This window comes from Micromonospora sp. NPDC049230 (assembly GCF_040647875.1).
In the GTDB taxonomy this organism is placed as follows: domain Bacteria; phylum Actinomycetota; class Actinomycetes; order Mycobacteriales; family Micromonosporaceae; genus Micromonospora.
The window spans coordinates 66,054-84,484 of sequence record NZ_JBEZCZ010000027.1; the positions used below are offsets into that span (position 1 = coordinate 66,054).

Here is an 18,431-nt window from a genome sequence, read left to right on the forward strand (position 1 = left end):
GGCCCGGTCCGTACCCTCTGATGACCGTGACCGACGACCAGCTTGAGGTGGGCGTGGGCCCTTGGCCGGGGGACCCACCGGACGACCCTCGGTACGACCCGCAGTTGCTGGCGGAGGGGGACCGGCGCAACGTCGTCGACCGCTACCGCTACTGGCGGCACGAGGCGATCGTCGCCGACCTGGACCGGCACCGGCACGGCTTCCACGTCGCGATCGAGAACTGGCAGCACGACTTCAACATCGGCACAGTGGTCCGCAACGCCAACGCGTTCAACGCCGCCGAGGTGCACATCGTCGGGCGGCGTCGGTGGAACCGGCGCGGCGCCATGGTGACCGATCGCTACCAGCACGTGCGGCACCACGAGACGATCGAGGAGTTCGTGGCCTGGGCGGGGGAGCGCCGGCTGCCGGTGTTCGGCATCGACAACCTGCCCGGCTCGCTCCCGCTGGAGACCGGCGCCCTGCCCCGGAACTGTGTGCTGCTGTTCGGCCAGGAGGGGCCCGGTCTCTCCGCGCCCGCCCGCGCCGCGTGCGACACGCTCTACTCCATCGCCCAGTACGGCTCGACGAGGTCGATCAACGCGGGCGTGGCCAGCGGCATCGCGATGCACGCCTGGATTCGTGCCCACGCCGGCGCGCCACCGGACTGACCCGTGCCCGGGGGCCGAATCGGACGTTCCGGCTTGACGTGCCGGCGGTACCGGAGAACGGTGGGGATGTGAGTGTCGCGGTGAGTTGTCCGAGATGCGGGGGCCCGGTACGGGCGCCGGATCTGATGCACCCCGACTCGAGGTGCCTGCGGTGTGGCCCGGTGCCGCCGCTGCACGTGCCCGAGCACATCGGAGCGGAGATCGTGGCGAGTGTGGTGGAACGGATCACCACGACCGCGGATCCGCCGGTGACGCCGCTGTGGTGCCCGTGGCCGCTGCCGACCGGCTGGACTCTCACCGGCGTGGCGTACGCCGGGGACGAGCGGACGGGCGTGCGGGCGACCGCTGTGGCCTGCGCGGGCCCGGCGCCACTCGGCGGCGGCCCGGCCGATCTGGTCTTCGTGGCCGAGGAGCCGGGCGTCGGCCTGGGCACCCGGCTCGCCGGCCTGGCCGGCCCGGATCCGGGGCCCGAGCTGGCCGACGCGTTGACCGACCCGGGGCCGGGTCACCCCGACCATGTGGGCCAGGCCAGGATCAGGGTCGGCGGGCACCCCACTCCACTGTGGTTGGTGAATTCTCCGACAGATCGAAGCGCGTACGCCGGCGAGGCTCGGGGAATGTGGCTCCATGCGATAGCCTGGCCGGCGAGTGCGGGTCATCTGCTCGCGGAAGATGTCGTGTTACACGACCTGACCGAGTGGACTCCGCCCGAGCTCGTGTACGGCGCACCGTCCCCGTATCTACCCGGGAGGGCTTGACAACCCATCCGGATTGACGGAGAACGGACGCAGATATTCACTGTACGACACCACACTGATACTCTGGGTGCCGCTGCGGTAATGGGACCCGGCGCCGCGCGAGAGGATGGCCCGCCATGGTCAAGAAGGTCCTCACCTGGGCCGGAGTTGCATTCTTGATCTTCTTCGTCGCCTACCGGCCAAACTCTGCGGCAGACGTGTTCAAGTCGCTCGGCGGCGGGATCATGGATATTGCCCAAGGGTTCGGCGACTTCTTCACCAGTCTCGTCGCTTAACCGCCGATGGGCAGCCCCTCCGGACCACCCTTCGACCCGGACGACCCCGACCGGGAGCGTCGCGAGCGCGACACCGAGCCGATCCCGCGGATCGGGCCTGATGACGGCCCGGGCTACGGGGCCGGTCCCGGCCTGTCCGACGGTCCGTCCCTTTCGGACGACGTCGGCTATGGCGACGGGCCCGGCTATGCCGGCCAGGGCCGGTCGGGTCGAGCGTGGGTTCGTGATCCGGAGGCCGGCTACCAGCAGCCGCAGATCTCCGAGGACGAGCTGGCCGGGTTGCGCGCCGACGCGACGGGTGCGACTCCACGGCGGGTGCTGCCCCTGGAAGACGAGCCCAGCTCGCTCGTCGCCCGCTATCTCTTCCCCACCGAGCGCTACCGGGGTGAGTGGAAGCGGCACTGGATCCACCTCACCAACCCGCTGCTCATCGGCGTCGCGGCGACCTTCGTGCTCGGCTATCTCTCCGGCTTCCTCGCCGGAAACGACGTCGGCGCGCTGACCACCATCGCCGTGCTGCTCTGGTTCGGGGTGATGGGCTGGGTGGCGTGGAAGGTCGCCGACTGGTGGTATGACCGTTTCATCCTGACCAACAAGCGGGTCATGGTGGTCAACGGCATCGTCACTCGCAAGGTGGCGATGATGCCGCTGGTCCGGGTCACCGACATGAAGTACGAGCAGTCGCCGACCGGTCGCGCGCTCAACTACGGCACCTTCGTGCTGGAGTCCGCCGGCCAGGAGCAGGCCCTCCGCGAGATCAAGAATCTGCCCAACCCGAACGAGCTCTACCTACGTGTGGTCGAGGAGATGTACGAGCCGCAGGCGGTCGAGGCCCGGCTCGGCAAGGAGGCCGACGAGGCCAAGGCCGACGACGGGGCGTGAAGGTTTTCGACCGAACATCGGAGCAAGTGCGCACCTTTCGTCATGGACCAGACCGCCTCTGACGTGGCACTCTGCCAGGACGGCTGGGGTGTGGAGGTGGGCGGTGGCGAGCAGGGACTCGTTGGAGGAGCAGTTCCGCGAGTTCGTCGCGGCCCGCTCCGCCGCGCTCCTGCGCACCGCCTATCTGCTCACCGGCGACTGGGCCACGGCCGAGGATCTGCTCCAGACGGCACTGACCAAGACCTACCTGGCGTGGAAGCGGCTCGGGGGGATCGAGGCCGTCGAGCCGTACGCCCGACGTGTGATGGTCAACACATCGACGAGTTGGTGGCGCCGACGCTGGCACGGTGAACGCCCCACCGAGGTGCTGCCGGAGCGGGCCGGTGTCGACGAGATCTCGCAGCAACTCGACAGGGACCTGCTCTGGCGTCATCTCCGGCAGTTGCCCCACCGGCAGCGGGCGGTGCTGGTGCTCCGCTACTACGAGGACATGTCGGAGGCGCAGACCGCCGCGATGCTGGACATCTCCCCGGGCACTGTGAAGAGCCAGGCCTCCCGGGCGCTGGCCACGCTGCGCCGTCGGATGGGCGCCGACGCACCGGACCTGACCGCCACCGCCGGCAGTGCCGGTCGGTCGGCTGCGTCCGGCACTGCCGCTCGGTCGGCCACAGCGGGCGGCACCGCTCGGCCGGCTGCGGCCGGTGCTGCCGCTCGGTCGGGCACCGCCGGTGACGTCGCTCCGTCGGCCACCGCCGGCAGCGCCGGTCGGTCCGCGCCAGCCGGTGCCGCCCGGTCCGGTGGCTCGGGTGCCCCGAGCGGTTGGGTCCCGGCCGCCGGTGCCGCCGCCACGCCGACAGCCCGGTCGGCGGTCGACCGACCCGTGCCCCGTCCGGCCGCGCCGCAGCCGATCGGTCCGCAGGTCGTGCTCCCGTCGGCCCCGGCGGCCGTGCTTCCCTCCGCCCCGGCGGCCGTGCCCGTCGGCACGGGCTCCGGGGAGCCGCAGTGAACGCTTTTCCCGGCCAACCCGACAACCTGACGGACGGGCCGCGGCGTTCCTACCAGGTGCGGCCGGACGAGCTGGAAGGTGCGGTGCGGGAGACCCTCTCGCACCAGGTCGCCCTTGCCCGCCCACTGGGCGTCGACCCGGCGGGCCAGGCCATCCGCCGCGCGAACCGGATCCGGCGTCGGCGTACCGGGGCTGGTGTCGCCGTCGCGGCGGTCGTCACCGTCCTGCTCAGCGCCGGCATGGCGCGGCTCGGTACCGAGACCGGGCGCGACGGGTCACCAATCGTGGTGATCGGTGACCCGGACCAGGCCAGTCGGCCGATCCCGACGGCAAGTGTTCCCGGCGTCGATCCCGCACCCGGGCCGTCGGCGGGTCTGCTCGGGAGCGAGACGCTTGTCAGCGCCGACGGCCGACGGCTGGTGTTGCCCGACGTCGGGCCGGCCGAACGCGTCCAACTCCTGCCCGGTGGCAACGGTTGGCTGGTGGTCGGTACGCCGACCGCCGCCGGGCGCTCCCTCTGGACAGTGCAGGACGACGGTCTCGTGCAGGTGCTACTGGCCGGAGCCGGTGCGATCGTCCTGGCGGCGGAGAGCGGCCAGGTCGCCTGGCGGGACGGCAGCGACCTGTTGGTGGCGGGGGTGGTCGGCAACCAGCTCATCGGGGCGGCGCGCACCCCGGCACCCGCCGGGGCGGTGCCCGTCCGGTTCGTCGACGACAGCGTGCTGGTCCGACCAGACCCGGCGGAGGCCGGCCACACCCTGTGGCGGCCCGGCGTGGGGCAGTTGACCGAGGCCGTCGACCAGGAAAGCCTCAACTTCTACGGCCGGCTGCCCGACGGGCGGCTCGTCGGGCAGATCTCCAGGGCCGGCCGGACCTGCCTGGCCCTGCTCGACCCGACACGTCGTCTCAACCCGGTCCAGACCGGCTGCGGGCCGGACCTCAGCCAGGACGGAGTCGGCGGGGTCTCCGCCGACGGGCGGTGGCTGCTGGTGAACGGGCGGGTCGGCGAGGTCGACAGCGCGCTGCTCGTCGACCTGCGGCGGCTCGGGCCGAACACGACAGCCGTTGCGGCCGGGCCGCCGATGACCGGCGCGATCGTCTGGAGCGACGAGTCCCACGCCTCCTACCTCGATGGTTCCGGTGCGCTGGTCCGGGTCGACGTCGGCCAGGCGCGGGCAGGAACACCCGCCAGCCCCGCCGCCGTACCCGGCGTGTCGGCCGGGGACCGGCCGGTCCTGGTGGCCGACTTCTGACCCGCGCGGTCGAGGTGGCCTCCGTGAGCCGGGCTCGGATGTTCCTCGGTAGCGTCGGGCGGTGACCTCGCGTACCGGCTCCGCCCCGCGCATCGACCTGCACACCCACTCGACGGCCAGCGACGGCACGCTGCCTCCGGCTGACCTGGTACGCGCCGCCGCCACGGCGGGGCTGGACGTGCTCGCGATCACCGACCACGACACCACCGCCGGCTGGGCGCCGGCCGTGGACGCGTTACCGCCGGGGCTACGCCTGGTCCGGGGCGCGGAGCTGTCCTGTCGGTGGTCCGGCACTCGGCCGGCGGTGCCGCTGCACCTGCTCGCGTACCTGTTCGACCCGGAGCACCCGGAACTGGTGGCCGAGCTGGGCCGGGTGCGGGCCGCCCGGGAGGAACGCGGCGAACGCATCGTCGCGCTGCTGCGCGCCGACGGCATCGACGTCAGCTGGCCCGACATCCTGGCGCGTGCCGGCGGCGGCACCGTGGGCCGCCCACACATCGCGCAGGCGTTGATCCGGGCCGGTCTGGTCGGCAGCACCCGGGAGGCGTTCGGCCCGGACTGGCTGGGCGAACGCTACCGACTGCCCAAGGACGACATCGACGTGTTCCAGGCGATCCACCTGGTCCGGTCGGCCGGCGGCGTGCCGGTCTTCGCCCATCCCCGGGCCACCCGGCGTGGCCGGGTGGTGCCCGACGAGCTGATCGCCGAGCTGGCCGCCGCGGGGCTGGCCGGGCTCGAGGCCGACCACGAGGACCACAGCCCGGCCGAACGAGAGCACGTCCGGGCGCTCGCCGCCGAGCTGGGCCTCTTCGTCACCGGCTCGTCGGATTTCCACGGCACCCACAAGACCGTCCAGCTCGGGGCCTTCACGACGGGCGCCGATGCGTACGAGCGGATCGTCGCCGCCGGGGTGACCGAGGTCGCTTCGGGGTGATCCGGGTATTTTGCCCACCGCGGCGCGGCTAGGTTGATCACGTGGATCTGAAGCTGTTCGGCGAGGTCTTCGTGACTCTGCTGGTGATCACCGACCCGCCGGGCATGATGCCGATCTTCCTGGCGCTGACCGGCCCGCTGCCCGCCCGTGACCGTAACCGGGCGGCCTGGCAGGCCGTCACGCTGGCGTTGGGCGTGATCGTGGTCTTCGCGGTGGCGGGGCAGACCCTGCTGGACTACCTGCACGTGGACCTGCCGGCGTTGCAGGCGGCCGGTGGGTTGCTGCTCGTACTCGTCGCACTGGAACTGCTCACCGGGAAGACCGACGGCCCGAGCGCGGACGCCACCTCGAACATCGCCCTGGTGCCACTGGGCACTCCGCTGCTGGCCGGCCCGGGTGCCATCGTGGCGACCATGCTCTTCGTCCAGCAGGCCGACGGGTTCGGTGACTTCACGGCCATCGCCGTGGCGATCCTCGCCGTGATGCTCGCGGTCTGGATCGTCCTCCGCTTCTCCGGCGGCATCGTGAAGATCCTCCGGCCGGGCGGGATCGAGGTGCTGACCAGGATCGCCGGCCTGCTGCTGGCCGCGATCGCCGTGCAGCTCATCGCCGACGCGGTGTTCGCCTTCGTCACCCAGTACGTGAACATGACCTGACCGCCTCCCGCACGGTGTCGGGGGTGGGTGGCAGGATCGCAGGCGTGCGACGATCCTCCTCAGCGGGACGGCCGGCGGCCGGCGGCCGGGCTCCCCGACAGCGCGCTGGCGGCGCCGAGCAGCTTGGCTTCGAGGGCATGCCGGAGCGCCTCTTCGTCTGCACACCGAGCAAACTCGGCGCGTACGCGGACTGCCCACGCCGCTACCGCTACTCCTACGTCGACCGACCGGCCCCGCCCAAGGGGCCGCCGTGGGCGCACAACTCGCTCGGTGCCAGCGTGCACACAGCCCTGAAAAACTGGTATGCGCTGCCTGCCGACCGGCGCCGCCCCGAGGCGTTGGCCACCCTGCTCAAGGGCACCTGGGTCCGCGAGGGCTACCGCGACGACGAGCAGGAGCGGGCCGCCTTCCGGCGGGCGTTGGGCTGGTTGGAGGGCTACGTCGAGACGCTGGAGCCGGATGCCGACCCGCTGGGCGTGGAGCGGGTGGTGGCGGTCAAGACCGCCGTGCTGGCGTTCAACGGTCGGGCCGACCGGATCGACTCACGGTCTGGGCCAGAAGGGCCCGAGCTGGTCATCGTCGACTACAAGACCGGTCGCACCGGTCTGGACACCGACGACGCCCGGGGTTCGCAGGCGTTGGCGCTCTACGCGTACGCGGCCGAGCGGGTGTTCCGCAAGCCGTGCCGTCGGGTGGAACTGCACCACCTGCCGACCGGCACGGTCGCCGGCCACGAGCACACCGTCGAGTCGCTGGCCCGGCAGTTGACCCGCGCGGAAGAGACGGCCCGCGACATCATGGCCGCCGAACGGGCGGTCGCGGACGGCGCCGACGCGGACGAGGCGTTCCCGGTGGCACCCGGCCCTCGCTGCGGCTGGTGCGACTTCCGGCGGCACTGCCCGACCGGCGCCCAGGTGCCGGGCAAGGAGCCGTGGGCGGCCATGGACCGGCACGCCGAGGGTTGACCTCCGACTGCGGAGGTCGGGTCAGCCGGCCAGCGGGGTGGCGGCCTGCTCCTTGGCGGCCCGGTCCTTGGCGGCCCGGTCCTTGGCGGCCTGGATCAGCGGCCCCTCCAGATAACGACGGGGCACGGCAGCGAACGCGAGCCGCAGCGCGCGCACTGTCAGGTCCGCCGACACCGCAGTGGTGGGCAGACCGAGCCCGCCGTACATCCGGCGCGCCCAGGCCGGCAACAGCGCGAGGGCGGTGCCGGCGATCCCCAGGTACGCCCAGCGCGGCGGGCCGAGGGTGAGCCCCAACCGGGCCGGCAGGCTGAGCTTCCACGGCAGCGGCGGGGCGGTGAGGAAGAGCGCCGTCTCGGCGGCCTCCCTGGTCATCCGCAACTGCGGGCGTACCGTCTCGTAGTAGTCAGCGACCTCGGCCGCGGTGCCCGGCACTGTGGCCGGGTCCAGGCCGACGAGGGCGGCCGCGCGGCGCTGCTCGGTGTAGTAGCCGTCCACCTCGTCGTCGGTGAGCGGCAGCCCGGCCCGCCGGGCCGTGCTGAGGAACGACTCGACCTCGGTGACGTGCACCCAGCGCAGCAGGTCCGGTTCGTCGATCCGGAACTCCTCGCCGCTGAACGGGTCGGTGGCGCGCAGCCGCTCGTGCAGCCGGCGCAGCCGGGCGCCGGCCGCCTCGGCCTCGGCGGTGGTCCCGTAGATGGTGGTCGCGACGTAGGTCGAGGTGCGGACCAGGCGACCCCAGGCGTCGGCCCGGTAGTTGCTGTTCTGCGCGACCCCGGCCATCGCCCGGGGATGCAACGCCTGGAGGTAGAGCGAGCGCAGGCCAGCGACGATCAGGATCGGCTCCTCGTGCACCTTCCACGTGACCGAACCCGGACCGAAGAGGCCGAGGTCATCGGAGTCCACCGCCCAAGAGTGCCACGCGCGGGCCGACCCCGTCGGGCACGTCCCGTCGATCCGGTCGGCTCGCACGTCGGCTCAGACGTCGGCTCGCACGTCGGCTCAGACGTCGGCGGAGCGGCGCGCCCGACAGTCCGGGCAGAGACCCCAGAAGGTCACTTCCGCCTCGTCCACCTCGAACCCGTGCGACACGTTCGGCTCCAGACAGGGTGCGCTGCCCACCGCGCAGTCGATGTCGGCGATCTCGCCGCAGCTCCGGCACACCACGTGATGGTGGTTGTCGCCGACGCGTGCCTCGTAACGGGCGGGACCGCCGGCCGGCTCGATCCGTCGGGACAGCCCGGCCCGGGACAGGGCACCCAGCACGTCGTACACCGCCTGGGTGGAGACCGAGTCGAGGCGTTCCCGGACGCGCCGGCTGATCTCGTCGACCTCCAGGTGGCCACCGCCGGCCAGCACGTCGAGCACCGCGAGGCGAGGCCGCGTGACACGCAGGCCCTTCGATCGCAGCAGCTCCTCGGCGGACATTGGCCAATGACAGCACGCGCGGCCAGCATCGACAACCGTCGTCCGACTCGGGTGGTCACCGACACAGCCACGACGATCAGGGGCGCGGCCCTCCAACGGTGAACCCTATCGACGCCGGGCGCGTGTGACCGGTCGAGAGCCTGGGGGCGGCCGGCGGACCGTACGCTGACGCTCTCCTGACCACGATCCACCTGGAGGGGTTCGATGTTCGAGGAGATCCTGGGTCTACCGGCGCACGTGATGGTGGTCCACGCGGTTGTCGTGTTCGTGCCGCTGCTGGCGGTGCTGGCCCTGGCCTACGTGGGGCTGCCGCGGTGGCGGCACCGGCTGGACTGGGCCCTGGGCCTCCTCGCCGTGGCCGCGCCGGTGACCGCCTTCGCGGCCGTACAGTCGGGTGAGGCGTTCACCGACGCGCTCGTCGCGCGGGGTTTCCAGGGGCAGATCCTCGACCAGATCTTCGAGCACTCCCGCTACGGCGACATCCTGTTCCGCATCGTGGTGCCGCTCGGGATCGTGGCCATCCTGCTGCTGGTGGCGACAAGCGGCCACCCCCGGGTGCCGCGACTGCCGGCGCTCGTCACCCCCGTGCTGGCGGTGGCGGCCGTGGCGCTGTCCGTCGCCGCCCTGGTCTACGTCTACCTCACCGGCCACAGCGGCGCCGAGGCCGTCTGGGGCACCACCCTCTGACCGCCGGGCAGGGCGAGACTCAGAAGAGGATCCGCGAGCAGAGCAGGCAGACCACGACCACCAGCACCACGCCGGCCGCCACACCGAAGCCGTAGGTGACCCGCTGCGAGCGCTGCTCAGCCACGTCCAGGTCGGCCATGTCCTGCGGCGGCAGCCGCCGCGGCGGTGCCGGCTGAAGGTGTACGGGTGGTCGCCAACCGCTCGGCGGCGGCACGCTCGGCGGCGGACCGGCATACCCGCTCGCGGGGTTGGTGGTGGCCGGGGCGGGGGGCTGGTCGGCCACCGCGTCGTCACCGGTGCCGGGCCGTCGCCAGTAGTCGTCCGGGTTGCTGCCACCGCTGAGGGTCGTCACGCCGTCCGACGCTACCAACGCGGCCGGCGGCCCGTCCGTTTCCGCACGGCGTGCCACCGTCGGCGACGGTCCGCTGCGCTAGTCTTGCCGGTCGTGAGCACCATGGACCCCGGCACCCCAACCGCGCACGGCGACGACGACCGCACCGTCGATCTCAGCGAAGACCTCGTGGTGCTGCCCGAGCAGACCTCCGACGACACCGACCGGGGCTGGGGCGAGCGGGCGGGCGGCAACGACGACTGGCTGCTCGCCGAACGCCCTCCGCACTGGGGCTGACCGCCCGCCCCCGGTGGTGGGACCGGCGGCGGTCCGCCCGCTGATCAACTCGGGTTCACGGAAGCCGGGGTGTCCGCCCAGCTTGGAGAGCGCGACTTCCATGAACCCGAGTTGATCAAGGCTTGCTGCCGATCGAGGCGGAGCGGGTGGGTCAGGACGCGGAGCTGGCCGCCGGGGCCTTGCCGCCGCTCGACCCGCCGGACGAGGACGAACCCGACGAGGACGACCCGGACGAGGACGAGCCGGACGACGAGGACGAACCCGACGACGAGGACGAACCCGACGACGAGGACGAACCCGACGACCCGGAGTCGCCACCCGAGGACGACGACTCGGACTTCGCCGGCTTGCTGCTCGTGCCGCCGGCGGTCGCCTCGGAGCCGGACGCCCGCGAGTCGGTGCGGTAGAAGCCCGAGCCCTTGAAGACGATGCCGACCGAGTTGAAGACCTTGCGCAGCCGCCCCTGACACGCCGGGCACTCGGTCAGCGGCTCGTCAGAGAAGGACTGCACCGCCTCGAGCTGGTGACCGCACGTGGTGCAGGCGTACTGGTACGTGGGCACGTTCTCCTCCGGATCTGGGCTCAGCCAGTTTGGCACTCGACGTATTCGAGTGCCAATGGTGCGTCATTCGCCCCGGGTTCGTCCAGCGGACGTGTGGGGCGCGACACCGTGCGGGGCACCCGGGCCGCCGTCAAGCGTACGCACCCCGTCGGCGGGGGTGACGACCGCGCGGACACGGCGGTCGTGCGGTTCGGCCGGCAGCGCCTCGACCAGCTCGCCGTCGTGCAGGGGCACCACCGTCAGCGTCGCCTCGGGCACCCGGGCGAGTGCCCGGTCGTACGAGCCGCCGCCGCGCCCGAGTCGCCGGCCGCCGCGGTCGACAGCGAGAGCCGGTACGACCACCAGCTCCGCCTCCGCCACGGCGGCCACCCCGAGGCGGGCACCGGACGGCTCCCGGATACCCCGACCAGCGGCGATCAAGGCCCCCGGCCCGGTATACGCCGCCCAGTCCAGATCCAGGTCGTCGAGGAGCACCGGCAGCAGCAACTCGGCGTCGGCGGGAAGCGCTGACCACAGCACCTCCGGCAGGTCCGCGCCGCCCGGTTCGGAGCCGACCGGCACATACGCCGTCATCCTGCGCGGGCGCAGCCGGCGTACCAGCGTGACCAGCTCGGCCCGCACGCGCCCGGCGGCGACGGCCCGGGCCGGACCGCTCAGTGACCGGCGGCGGGCGAGCAGCTCGACCCGGGCGTCCCGCTTCGCCGCACGTGTCACTTCCGCTTCATCAGAAAATTCCGCCACGCAACACTCCTGACGCAACGCCTCTCCCACGGTTGCACTGTGTCAGCATCGCAAGCAACGGAGGCGGAACTTCCGGGGGGACCGAGTGACGCTACGCGGGCGGTTGACGGCAGCCTTCCTCGTGGTGGTGCTCGGCCCGGTCCTGCTCGGCGCGCTCTTCGTCGCCTCCACCGTCACCGCCGTCGACCGCAGCCGCTCCACCGAGCGCCTGGCGGTGGCGGCGTCCACAGTCCGCACCTCGGTCGACGCGCTCTGCCAGCAGCTCCGGGCCACCGCCGACGTGGTGGCCCTCACCACCGATCCGGCCGTCGCCGCCGCCCAACTGGTCGGCCGGGGTCTGGTGACCGCGGTGCTGATCACCGACGTGACCGGCCGGGTCACCTACGTCTCGCCCGGCGCGCCGTCGACTCCGTGGCGGGACTGCTCCGGCCCGACCACTGACGCGACAAGTCCGGTCCGCGCGCTGGCCGCCCACGTCGAGCTCCGCGACCGCGCCGGCGCCCCGCTGGGCACCGTGACCGCCGCGCAACTCGTCGACTCGGCCTTCGTGGCCCGGCTGGCGGCGGTGACCGGGGTGGCGGTCACCCTGCTCGACAGCGAAGCCAGCGCCGCCCGGGTCACCCACACGACCGAGTCCCGCGAGGTACGCGACGCGGTGTTGGCCGCCGCCAGCACCGCCGACGGCGAGCGGGTGACCGAGACCAGCCAGGGCCGGTACGTGCGCAGGATCGGGCCGTCGGACGCGCAGCCGCTGCCACTTGTGGTCTCCGTGCCCAGCGAGCGACCACCGGGGCTGCACGCCACGCTGATCGGGGTGGTCGTGGTGGCCGCGCTGCTCGCCGTGCTGACCGCCTGGCGGCTGGCCCGGGTGACCACCCGACCGTTGCTGGAGTTGGCTGGCGCGGTCGACCGGGTGGCCCACGGCGACCTGACCGCCCGCGTGCCGGTGCGCAGCCGCGACGAGCTGGGCCGGCTGGCCGCCGCGTTCAACCGGATGACCCGGGAGACCGGCTCCTACGTCGCGGCGCTGACCAGCAACCGCGACCAGCTCCGCGGTCACCTCGCGGTGCTCGGCGACACCCTGGCCAGCACGCACGACCTGCAACGCATCCTGCGGGTGATCCTGCGCAGCGCCATCGGCGCCACCGGCGCGCGTGCGGGCGCGGTGCTGCTGGTGGAGCCCGGTGGGGTGCTTGTCGCACAGTGCACCGAGGGGTTGGACGGGCGCTGGCCGGAGGTGGACGCCGACGGGTCGCCGACGCTCCGGGTGCCGGTGGGCGTCGGCGTGGTCGGCGCCGTCGCCGCCACCGGGGAACCGCAGCGGGGCAGGGTGGAGCCGACTGACGCCCCGTCGGTCGAGCCACGCTGCCGCACCTACGTGGCGGTCCCGTTCGCGACCCCGAAAGCTACCGCGGCCACCCTTGGCGGATGCCCCGCCGACGAGGCCGGTGTGGCGGCGGCGCTCGGCGTGCTGGCCCTGTACGACAGGTTGGGCGCCGACGAGTTCGACGACGACGACCTGGTCACCCTGCGCACCTTCGCCGGCCACGCGGCGGTGGCGGTCGACAACGTCCGGGTGCACGAGGAGGCCCAACGGCTCTCCCTCACCGACCCGCTGACCGGGCTGTGGAACTACCGCTACCTGCGCGAGTCGATCCGGCGGGAGGTGGAACGGGCCAGCCGCTTCGGGCGGATGCTCAGCGTCCTCGCCCTGGACCTCGACCGGTTCAAGGACGTCAACGACACGTACGGGCACGCCGCGGGGGACACCGTGCTGGCCGAGTTCGCCAGGCGGGTGCGCGGCGAGATCCGTGAGGTCGACCTGGCCTTCCGGCAGGGCGGCGAGGAGTTCGTGCTCCTGTTGCCGGAGACCGACGCGCGGGGTGCGGCGATAGTGGCCGAGCGGCTCGGCGCGGCGATCCGCGAGACGCCGATCGCCGTCGAGGCGTACGCCGGGCCGGTGGTGGTGACCGTGTCGGTGGGCATCGCCGTCTACCCGGACAACGGCAGCACCGGGCGGGAGGTGCTGGAGGCCGCCGACGACGCGCTCTACGCGGCCAAGGCCGCCGGCCGCGACACGTACCGGGTCGCCGAGGTACGCGAGGAGGCTGCGACGCGGGAGATACCGGTGCTCGCGGGGGCCGTGAGCCCACCCGACGGGCTGCCGCGCGCCGGCCAGCCCGTGCAGGTGAACCGGGAGCCGGGCGGGCCCGCCCGGTCGGAGCCGGCGGTGGGCGTACCGGAGGGGTCGCCCGCGCACGCCTGGCCCGACTCGGCCGACGACCCGGCGGACATCGACGCGGATGCGGCCCGAGCCGGGCCGGACGCGGCGCGGCCGGGGCCGGGTGGCGGCGCGTCTTCTGGGCCACACCCGCCGCGGCAGAGCCGTGGCCGATAGTCTCGCGGCATGTCGGAGCACTCAGCGAACCCCTCATCGACGGCCGCCGCGACCGGCCGTCCCCTGGCGGTCAAGGCCGTCATCCCGGCCGCCGGACTGGCCACCCGGTTCCTGCCGGCCACCAAGGCGGTGCCCAAGGAGCTGCTGCCGGTGGTGGACCGGCCGGTGTTGCAGTACATCGTCGAAGAGGCCACCCAGGCCGGCATCGGTGACGTGTTGCTGATCACCGGTCGGGGTAAGACGTCGATGGTGGACCACTTCGATCGTCGCCCCGACCTGGAGACCAGGCTGGAGGAGAAGGGCGACACCGAGCGGCTGGCCGCGGTGCGTCGGCCCAGCGAGCTGGCGGAGATCTACACAGTGCGTCAGCCCGAGCAGCTCGGGCTCGGCCACGCCGTCGGGTACGCCGAGTCCCACGTCGGCGACCAGCCCTTCGCGGTGCTGCTCGGCGACGAGTTCGTCAAGCCGTCGGAGCCGCTGCTGCCGGCGATGCTGGAGTTGCAGGCCCGCACCGGCGGTGTGGTGCTCGCGTTCTTCGAGGTCGACCCGGCCGAGACCAAGCGGTACGGCATCGCCTCCGTCGAGCCCGCCGAGGCGGAGCTGACCGACATCGGCGAGGTCGTCAAGGTGACCGGGATGGTGGAGAAGCCGCAGCCGGAGGAGGCCCCGAGCAACCTCGCGGTGCTCGGCCGTTACGTGCTGCCCGGCAAGATCTTCGACGCGATCCGGCGGACCAAGCCGGGCAGCGGCGGCGAGATCCAGCTGACCGACGCGATGGAGCTGCTGCGCACCGAGGGCACTCCGGTGCACGCGATCGTCTACCGGGGCACCCGCTACGACACCGGCATGCCGCTGGGCTACCTCCAGACGGTGGTGCAGATCGCCGCCGAGCGCGAGGACCTGGGCGCCGAGTTCCGGTCCTGGCTGGCCGACTTCGTCAAGGCCGACGCGGCAGGCGGATCTGGTACATGACCGCGACGGCCGACGCCGAGGCGGCCGCGAACGAGTTGACGCCGCTCGCCGAGTACCTGGGCAGCGTGCTGCGCAGGTTACGTGCGCTGCCGCCACTCGACCTCGAGCTCACCCAGGCGCACGGCAACGTCCTCGCCGAGGACGTCGTCGCGCCGCACGCCTTTCCGGCCTTCGACCAGGCGGCCGTGGACGGCTACGCGGCACGCTGGGAGGACATTTCCGGAGGGGGCCGGGGCCCGAGCTACGTCCCGGCCCCCTCCGGCACCCGCGGTGGCCGGACCATCCGGCTCAACGTTGTCGGCGACCTCGGGGCGGCGAGTTGGCGACCGGTGCGGCTCACCCCGGGCTCGTGCTTCTCGGTGGCCGCCGGGGCACCGCTGCCGGTGGCCGCCGACGTCGTGGTCCCGGTGGAGTGGACCGACCAGGGCATGGCCGCGGTGGAGATCTTCCGCACCCCCAAACGGGGGTACGGTGTACGCCGCGCTGGCGAGGAACTGCCCGCCGGCACCCTGCTCGCGCGCGCCGGCACGTACGTGTCCCCGGCCCTGGTCGCGGTCTTCGCCGCCACCGGCATCGGGCACGTGGTGGTCCGGCCCAGTCCGCGGGTGGTCATCGTGGCCACCGGTGACGAACTCGTCGACGTGGGTCGGGGCAGTCAACCCGGGCAGGTCGTCGACGCGAACTCGCACGCGCTGACCGCCGCCGCGGCCGAGGTGGGCGCACTGGCGTACCGGGTGGGCATCTGCGACGACGACCCGGAGGGGCTGCGCGGGCTGCTGGAGGACCAGACCCTGCGCGCCGACCTCATCATCACCACCGGGGGCACCGGCACCGGTCCCGGCGACATGGTGCGCCGAATCCTGTCCCGCCGCGAGGGCGGCCGTGCCGGGCCTGTCACGTTCACCGACGTGGCGCTCTATCCCGGCACCGCGCTCGGGTTCGGCACTGTCGGCGCCGAGGAGGTGCCGGTGGTCTGCCTGCCCGGCGACCCGGGCGCCGCGCTGATCGGGTTCGAGGTGCTGGCCCGTCCCGCCATCCAACTGCTCGCCGGCGCCGAGCCGGTGTTCCGCCCCAGCGTGCGGGCGCACCTGCTGGAGACCGTGTCGTCCCCGGCGGGGCTGCGGGAATTCCGCCCGGCGCACGTCGCCGAGCGGCGCGGTGGCGGCTACACGGTCCAGCCCCTCAGCGGTGGGCCCTTCACCCTCTCCGGGCTGGCCGAGGCCAACGGGCTGCTGGTGCTCGGTGAGCGGGTCACCACCGCCGCCGCCGGCTCGACAGTGGACGTCCTCCTGCTCGACCGTCGCCGGTGACGGGTCTCCGCTCGGTCCGCCGCGTCCGCTCACTGTCGGCCTCCGCGTCGCGGGGTCGCCGGATCACCGCGGGTCCACTTGCGCACGACACGGTCCCGCGCGGGAGACTGTGCGGGTGAGTCTCTTCGGACCCGCGCGGTCACCCGGCTGGCCTGTGGAGTTGGCCGACGGCCCGGTGTTGCTGCGGCCCTACCGGCGCTCCGACGCCGCCGCGTGGTCGGAGATCCGGCGGGCCAACCGGGCTTGGCTGGCACCCTGGGAGTCGTCGCTGCCCGGCGGCTGGGACGAGCTGAACTCACCTGCCGCATTCCGCTGGGTGCACCGCGACCAGCGGCGCTCGGCCCGTGTTGGCGACGGCATGCCGTTCGCGGTGTGCCTGCGCGAGGCCAACCGGGACCGGCTGGTCGGGCACATCAACGTGGGCAGCATCGTGCGACGGGCGCTCTGCTCCGGCTATGTCGGCTACTGGGTGGACGCCCGGGTCGCCGGGCAGGGCGTGATCCCGACGGCGCTCGCCCTTGCCGTGGACCACGCGTTCGGCCCGGGCGGGCTGCACCGGGTGGAGGTCAACATCCGCCCGGAAAATCGCCCCTCGCGGCGGGTGGTGGAAAAGTTGGGCTTCCGCGAGGAGTCGTACCACGTGCGCTACATGCACATCGACGGGGCGTGGCGCGACCACATCGGATACGCGCTGACGAGCGAGGAGATCGCCGCCGAGGGTGGCCTGCTGGCCCGCTGGCATCGGGTACGCGCCGACGCCCGGTAGAGGCTGTCCCACGGACGGGATCGGCGCGGCGTGGCGGGATCCTGGTCGACGCGCCGTAACCTCAAGTAACTGCAAGCTGCGGCAAGCGCTCCCCGGCCGGACGATCCACGCACCCAGGCGCGATCGGTGGAAGATCCTGCGGTCGGGTGGCGGTTGCTCCGAATTCGGTGACGGGAGGGGTGAGGGTGCCGACCTCGGTGCTCCTCGCCGTCCTCGCCGCTGCCGGCCTGCTCGCCCTGGCCCCGGCGCTGGTTCGCCGGTACGACGCCACCGAGCGGTTGGTGGCGGAGCGGGCGCAGTCGACGGCGCGGGTGCTCCAGCGCCGCCGGCGGCGCCGTACTGTGCCGGGCCGGCGCCCGGTCCACCCTCCGCGCGCACTTGTCGTCACCCTGAGCGAGGATGCGACCACCGGAGCGTTGACCGCGCCGGTCTCCGCACCACCGGCCGGTCGCCGCTCCGGTCGCCTGCGCGCCGTGCCACCCGCACCGAAGCGGTCCCGCCGCCGCCCACCGTCCCGCCGTCAGCACACCCCCGCCGTCTACCGGCGTCGTCGCGTGCTCGCCGCTCTGCTGCTGCTCAACGTTGTCGAGCTGGTCGGCGTGCTGTTCGCCAGCCCCGGTTTCTGGATCGGCTTCGCGGTCACCTTCCTGCTCCTGGCCGTCTACGTCGTCCACCTGCGCGCTCGCGCCCTCGCCGGGCGTCGCCGCCGCCGCGCCCGGGCCCGCGAGGCCGCCTGGTTGGCCGCCCGGCAGGCCGAGGTGCGCCGGGAACAGGCCCGTCGCGCCGCGGCCCGCCGAGAGGCGCAGCGCCGCCTGGCGGCCCAACGCGAGGGGGTACGCCGAGCCGCGATGGGCCTGGACCGCCCCGGCGACCTGCCCGCGGCGGTCAACGGTGGCTCGGTCTCGTACCGGCGGTCCGGCGGACTACGCGGGCGCCCCTACGAGGCCGGCCGAGGAGCCTGACCGCCAGGCGTGCCTGCCGGCACCCCGGGCTGGTGTCCTGGCCTGCGCTCCGGGCCGGTGTCCTGGCCTGGGTCCTGGCCTGGGTGCCCCGGCCGGGGTCTTGGTCGGCGGCTCGTGTGGGGGTCTTGGTCGGTGGCTCGTGCCGGGGTCCCGACCGGCGGCTTGATCGACTCGGGTTTCAGGAAGGCGGCCCGAACAGCGGCTTGATCGACTCGGTCTTCTGAAAAGCGCGGTGTCGGGGCGTCCCGGATGCCGCGGTTTGCAGGAACCCGAGTGGATCTCCGGGCCGGGTGGAGCGCCGCACCGGGGGCGGATTCGCGGTGGGGGCCGGTGACCTGTTAGCCTTGCTGCCGGCCCGCCCGGTGTAAGCCGGGTGGGACCGAAGCCGGTTCGCCGGCGGGGGGCTGTGGCGCAGACTGGTAGCGCACCTCGTTCGCATCGAGGGGGTCAGGGGTTCAAATCCCCTCAGCTCCACCAAGAAACAGCAGGTCAAAAGGGTAGGTTCCCGGTGAGAGGGAACCTACCCTTTGATTCTTCGACCGTCGGACGGAGCCCGACGACCACAGCACCGGGCGGCAGAACTCACGCCGAACGGGTGAGT

General features: G+C 73.1%; 21 protein-coding genes, 1 tRNA gene and 1 pseudogene. 18 read left to right on the plus strand and 5 right to left on the minus strand.

Features of this window, described 5'->3' with window-relative positions; genetic code table 11:
* The first annotated feature begins 26 nt into the window (after positions 1-26).
* The 9 genes from AB0A95_RS22080 to AB0A95_RS22120 all read left to right on the plus strand — a co-directional run bounded on the left by AB0A95_RS22080 (position 27) and on the right by AB0A95_RS22120 (position 7,379).
* Positions 27-650, plus strand: coding sequence for an RNA methyltransferase (locus tag AB0A95_RS22080; RefSeq protein ID WP_357557673.1), 624 nt, complete (start codon positions 27-29; stop codon positions 648-650).
* 80 nt (positions 651-730) lie between these two features.
* A complete protein-coding gene (locus tag AB0A95_RS22085; RefSeq protein ID WP_357557674.1) occupies positions 731-1,408 on the plus strand; it encodes a DUF6758 family protein in 678 nt (225 codons plus the stop codon).
* A gap of 116 nt (positions 1,409-1,524) precedes the next feature.
* A complete protein-coding gene (locus tag AB0A95_RS22090) occupies positions 1,525-1,683 on the plus strand; it encodes a hypothetical protein (protein ID WP_170285364.1) in 159 nt (52 codons plus the stop codon).
* Between the two features lie 6 nt (positions 1,684-1,689).
* Positions 1,690-2,565, plus strand: a complete 876-nt coding sequence (locus AB0A95_RS22095) for a PH domain-containing protein (protein WP_357557634.1) — start codon at positions 1,690-1,692, stop codon at positions 2,563-2,565.
* Positions 2,566-2,668: 103 nt separating this feature from the next.
* Entirely contained in the window at positions 2,669-3,571 is a 903-nt protein-coding gene (locus AB0A95_RS22100) for a SigE family RNA polymerase sigma factor (RefSeq protein WP_357557635.1), read from the plus strand.
* Complete coding sequence (locus tag AB0A95_RS22105; RefSeq protein WP_357557636.1) at positions 3,568-4,824, plus strand: hypothetical protein; 1,257 nt, start codon at positions 3,568-3,570, stop codon at positions 4,822-4,824. Before AB0A95_RS22100 ends, AB0A95_RS22105 begins: the two co-directional genes overlap by 4 nt.
* A 61-nt stretch (positions 4,825-4,885) precedes the next feature.
* A complete protein-coding gene (locus AB0A95_RS22110) occupies positions 4,886-5,758 on the plus strand; it encodes a PHP domain-containing protein (protein WP_357557637.1) in 873 nt (290 codons plus the stop codon).
* Between the two features lie 41 nt (positions 5,759-5,799).
* Entirely contained in the window at positions 5,800-6,414 is a 615-nt protein-coding gene (locus tag AB0A95_RS22115) for a MarC family protein (protein WP_357557638.1), read from the plus strand.
* Positions 6,415-6,458: 44 nt separating this feature from the next.
* Entirely contained in the window at positions 6,459-7,379 is a 921-nt protein-coding gene (locus tag AB0A95_RS22120) for a PD-(D/E)XK nuclease family protein (RefSeq protein ID WP_357557639.1), read from the plus strand.
* Positions 7,380-7,400: 21 nt separating this feature from the next.
* On the opposite strand, the gene AB0A95_RS22125 is transcribed toward AB0A95_RS22120, so the two are convergent.
* Together AB0A95_RS22125 and AB0A95_RS22130 are read right to left on the minus strand one after the other, a co-directional pair.
* The gene (locus tag AB0A95_RS22125) at positions 7,401-8,282 is read right to left on the minus strand and encodes an oxygenase MpaB family protein (RefSeq protein WP_357557640.1); all 882 of its coding nucleotides are present in this window, start codon (positions 8,280-8,282) and stop codon (positions 7,401-7,403) included.
* A gap of 96 nt (positions 8,283-8,378) precedes the next feature.
* Positions 8,379-8,804: a Fur family transcriptional regulator gene (locus AB0A95_RS22130; protein ID WP_357557641.1), complete on the minus strand. Its 426-nt coding sequence runs from the start codon at positions 8,802-8,804 to the stop codon at positions 8,379-8,381.
* Between the two features lie 204 nt (positions 8,805-9,008).
* Here AB0A95_RS22130 and AB0A95_RS22135 point away from each other — a divergent pair, with 204 nt between their 5' ends.
* A complete protein-coding gene (locus AB0A95_RS22135; RefSeq protein WP_357557642.1) occupies positions 9,009-9,491 on the plus strand; it encodes a DUF2231 domain-containing protein in 483 nt (160 codons plus the stop codon).
* A gap of 19 nt (positions 9,492-9,510) precedes the next feature.
* Here the strand turns inward: AB0A95_RS22135 and AB0A95_RS22140 are convergent, their stop codons facing one another.
* Complete coding sequence (locus AB0A95_RS22140; RefSeq protein WP_357557643.1) at positions 9,511-9,843, minus strand: hypothetical protein; 333 nt, start codon at positions 9,841-9,843, stop codon at positions 9,511-9,513.
* Positions 9,844-9,936: 93 nt separating this feature from the next.
* On the opposite strand from AB0A95_RS22140, the gene AB0A95_RS22145 reads away from it, so the two are divergent.
* Entirely contained in the window at positions 9,937-10,119 is a 183-nt protein-coding gene (locus AB0A95_RS22145; RefSeq protein ID WP_357557644.1) for a hypothetical protein, read from the plus strand.
* A gap of 122 nt (positions 10,120-10,241) precedes the next feature.
* A complete protein-coding gene (locus tag AB0A95_RS22150; RefSeq protein WP_357557676.1) occupies positions 10,242-10,526 on the plus strand; it encodes a hypothetical protein in 285 nt (94 codons plus the stop codon).
* A gap of 14 nt (positions 10,527-10,540) precedes the next feature.
* Here AB0A95_RS22150 and AB0A95_RS22155 read toward each other — a convergent pair.
* Positions 10,541-10,717: pseudogene (locus AB0A95_RS22155) on the minus strand (FmdB family zinc ribbon protein); the annotation flags it as partial.
* A gap of 27 nt (positions 10,718-10,744) precedes the next feature.
* Entirely contained in the window at positions 10,745-11,422 is a 678-nt protein-coding gene (locus AB0A95_RS22160) for a 5-formyltetrahydrofolate cyclo-ligase (protein WP_357557645.1), read from the minus strand.
* 85 nt (positions 11,423-11,507) lie between these two features.
* On the opposite strand from AB0A95_RS22160, the gene AB0A95_RS22165 reads away from it, so the two are divergent.
* The 6 genes from AB0A95_RS22165 to AB0A95_RS22190 all read left to right on the plus strand — a co-directional run bounded on the left by AB0A95_RS22165 (position 11,508) and on the right by AB0A95_RS22190 (position 18,307).
* Positions 11,508-13,820: a diguanylate cyclase gene (locus AB0A95_RS22165; protein ID WP_357557646.1), complete on the plus strand. Its 2,313-nt coding sequence runs from the start codon at positions 11,508-11,510 to the stop codon at positions 13,818-13,820.
* 9 nt (positions 13,821-13,829) lie between these two features.
* A complete protein-coding gene (locus AB0A95_RS22170) occupies positions 13,830-14,792 on the plus strand; it encodes a UTP--glucose-1-phosphate uridylyltransferase (protein WP_357557647.1) in 963 nt (320 codons plus the stop codon).
* On the plus strand, positions 14,789-16,102 hold the full coding sequence (gene glp, locus AB0A95_RS22175) for a gephyrin-like molybdotransferase Glp (protein WP_357557648.1): 1,314 nt from the start codon (positions 14,789-14,791) through the stop codon (positions 16,100-16,102). The genes AB0A95_RS22170 and glp overlap by 4 nt, the downstream gene beginning before the upstream one ends.
* Positions 16,103-16,217: 115 nt before the next feature.
* Complete coding sequence (locus AB0A95_RS22180) at positions 16,218-16,868, plus strand: GNAT family protein (protein ID WP_357557649.1); 651 nt, start codon at positions 16,218-16,220, stop codon at positions 16,866-16,868.
* A gap of 179 nt (positions 16,869-17,047) precedes the next feature.
* Complete coding sequence (locus AB0A95_RS22185; RefSeq protein ID WP_357557650.1) at positions 17,048-17,830, plus strand: hypothetical protein; 783 nt, start codon at positions 17,048-17,050, stop codon at positions 17,828-17,830.
* Between the two features lie 400 nt (positions 17,831-18,230).
* Positions 18,231-18,307, plus strand: a tRNA-Ala gene (locus AB0A95_RS22190).
* Positions 18,308-18,431: the final 124 nt, after the last annotated feature.

Coding starts and splice junctions, on each gene's coding strand:
- AB0A95_RS22130 (WP_357557641.1), bottom strand. CDS start 8,804: ATGTCCGCCGAGGAGCTGCTGCGATCGAAGGGCCTGCGTGTCACGCGG.
- AB0A95_RS22135 (WP_357557642.1), top strand. CDS start 9,009: ATGTTCGAGGAGATCCTGGGTCTACCGGCGCACGTGATGGTGGTCCAC.
- AB0A95_RS22170 (WP_357557647.1), top strand. CDS start 13,830: ATGTCGGAGCACTCAGCGAACCCCTCATCGACGGCCGCCGCGACCGGC.
- AB0A95_RS22095 (WP_357557634.1), top strand. CDS start 1,690: ATGGGCAGCCCCTCCGGACCACCCTTCGACCCGGACGACCCCGACCGG.
- AB0A95_RS22090 (WP_170285364.1), top strand. CDS start 1,525: ATGGTCAAGAAGGTCCTCACCTGGGCCGGAGTTGCATTCTTGATCTTC.
- glp (WP_357557648.1), top strand. CDS start 14,789: ATGACCGCGACGGCCGACGCCGAGGCGGCCGCGAACGAGTTGACGCCG.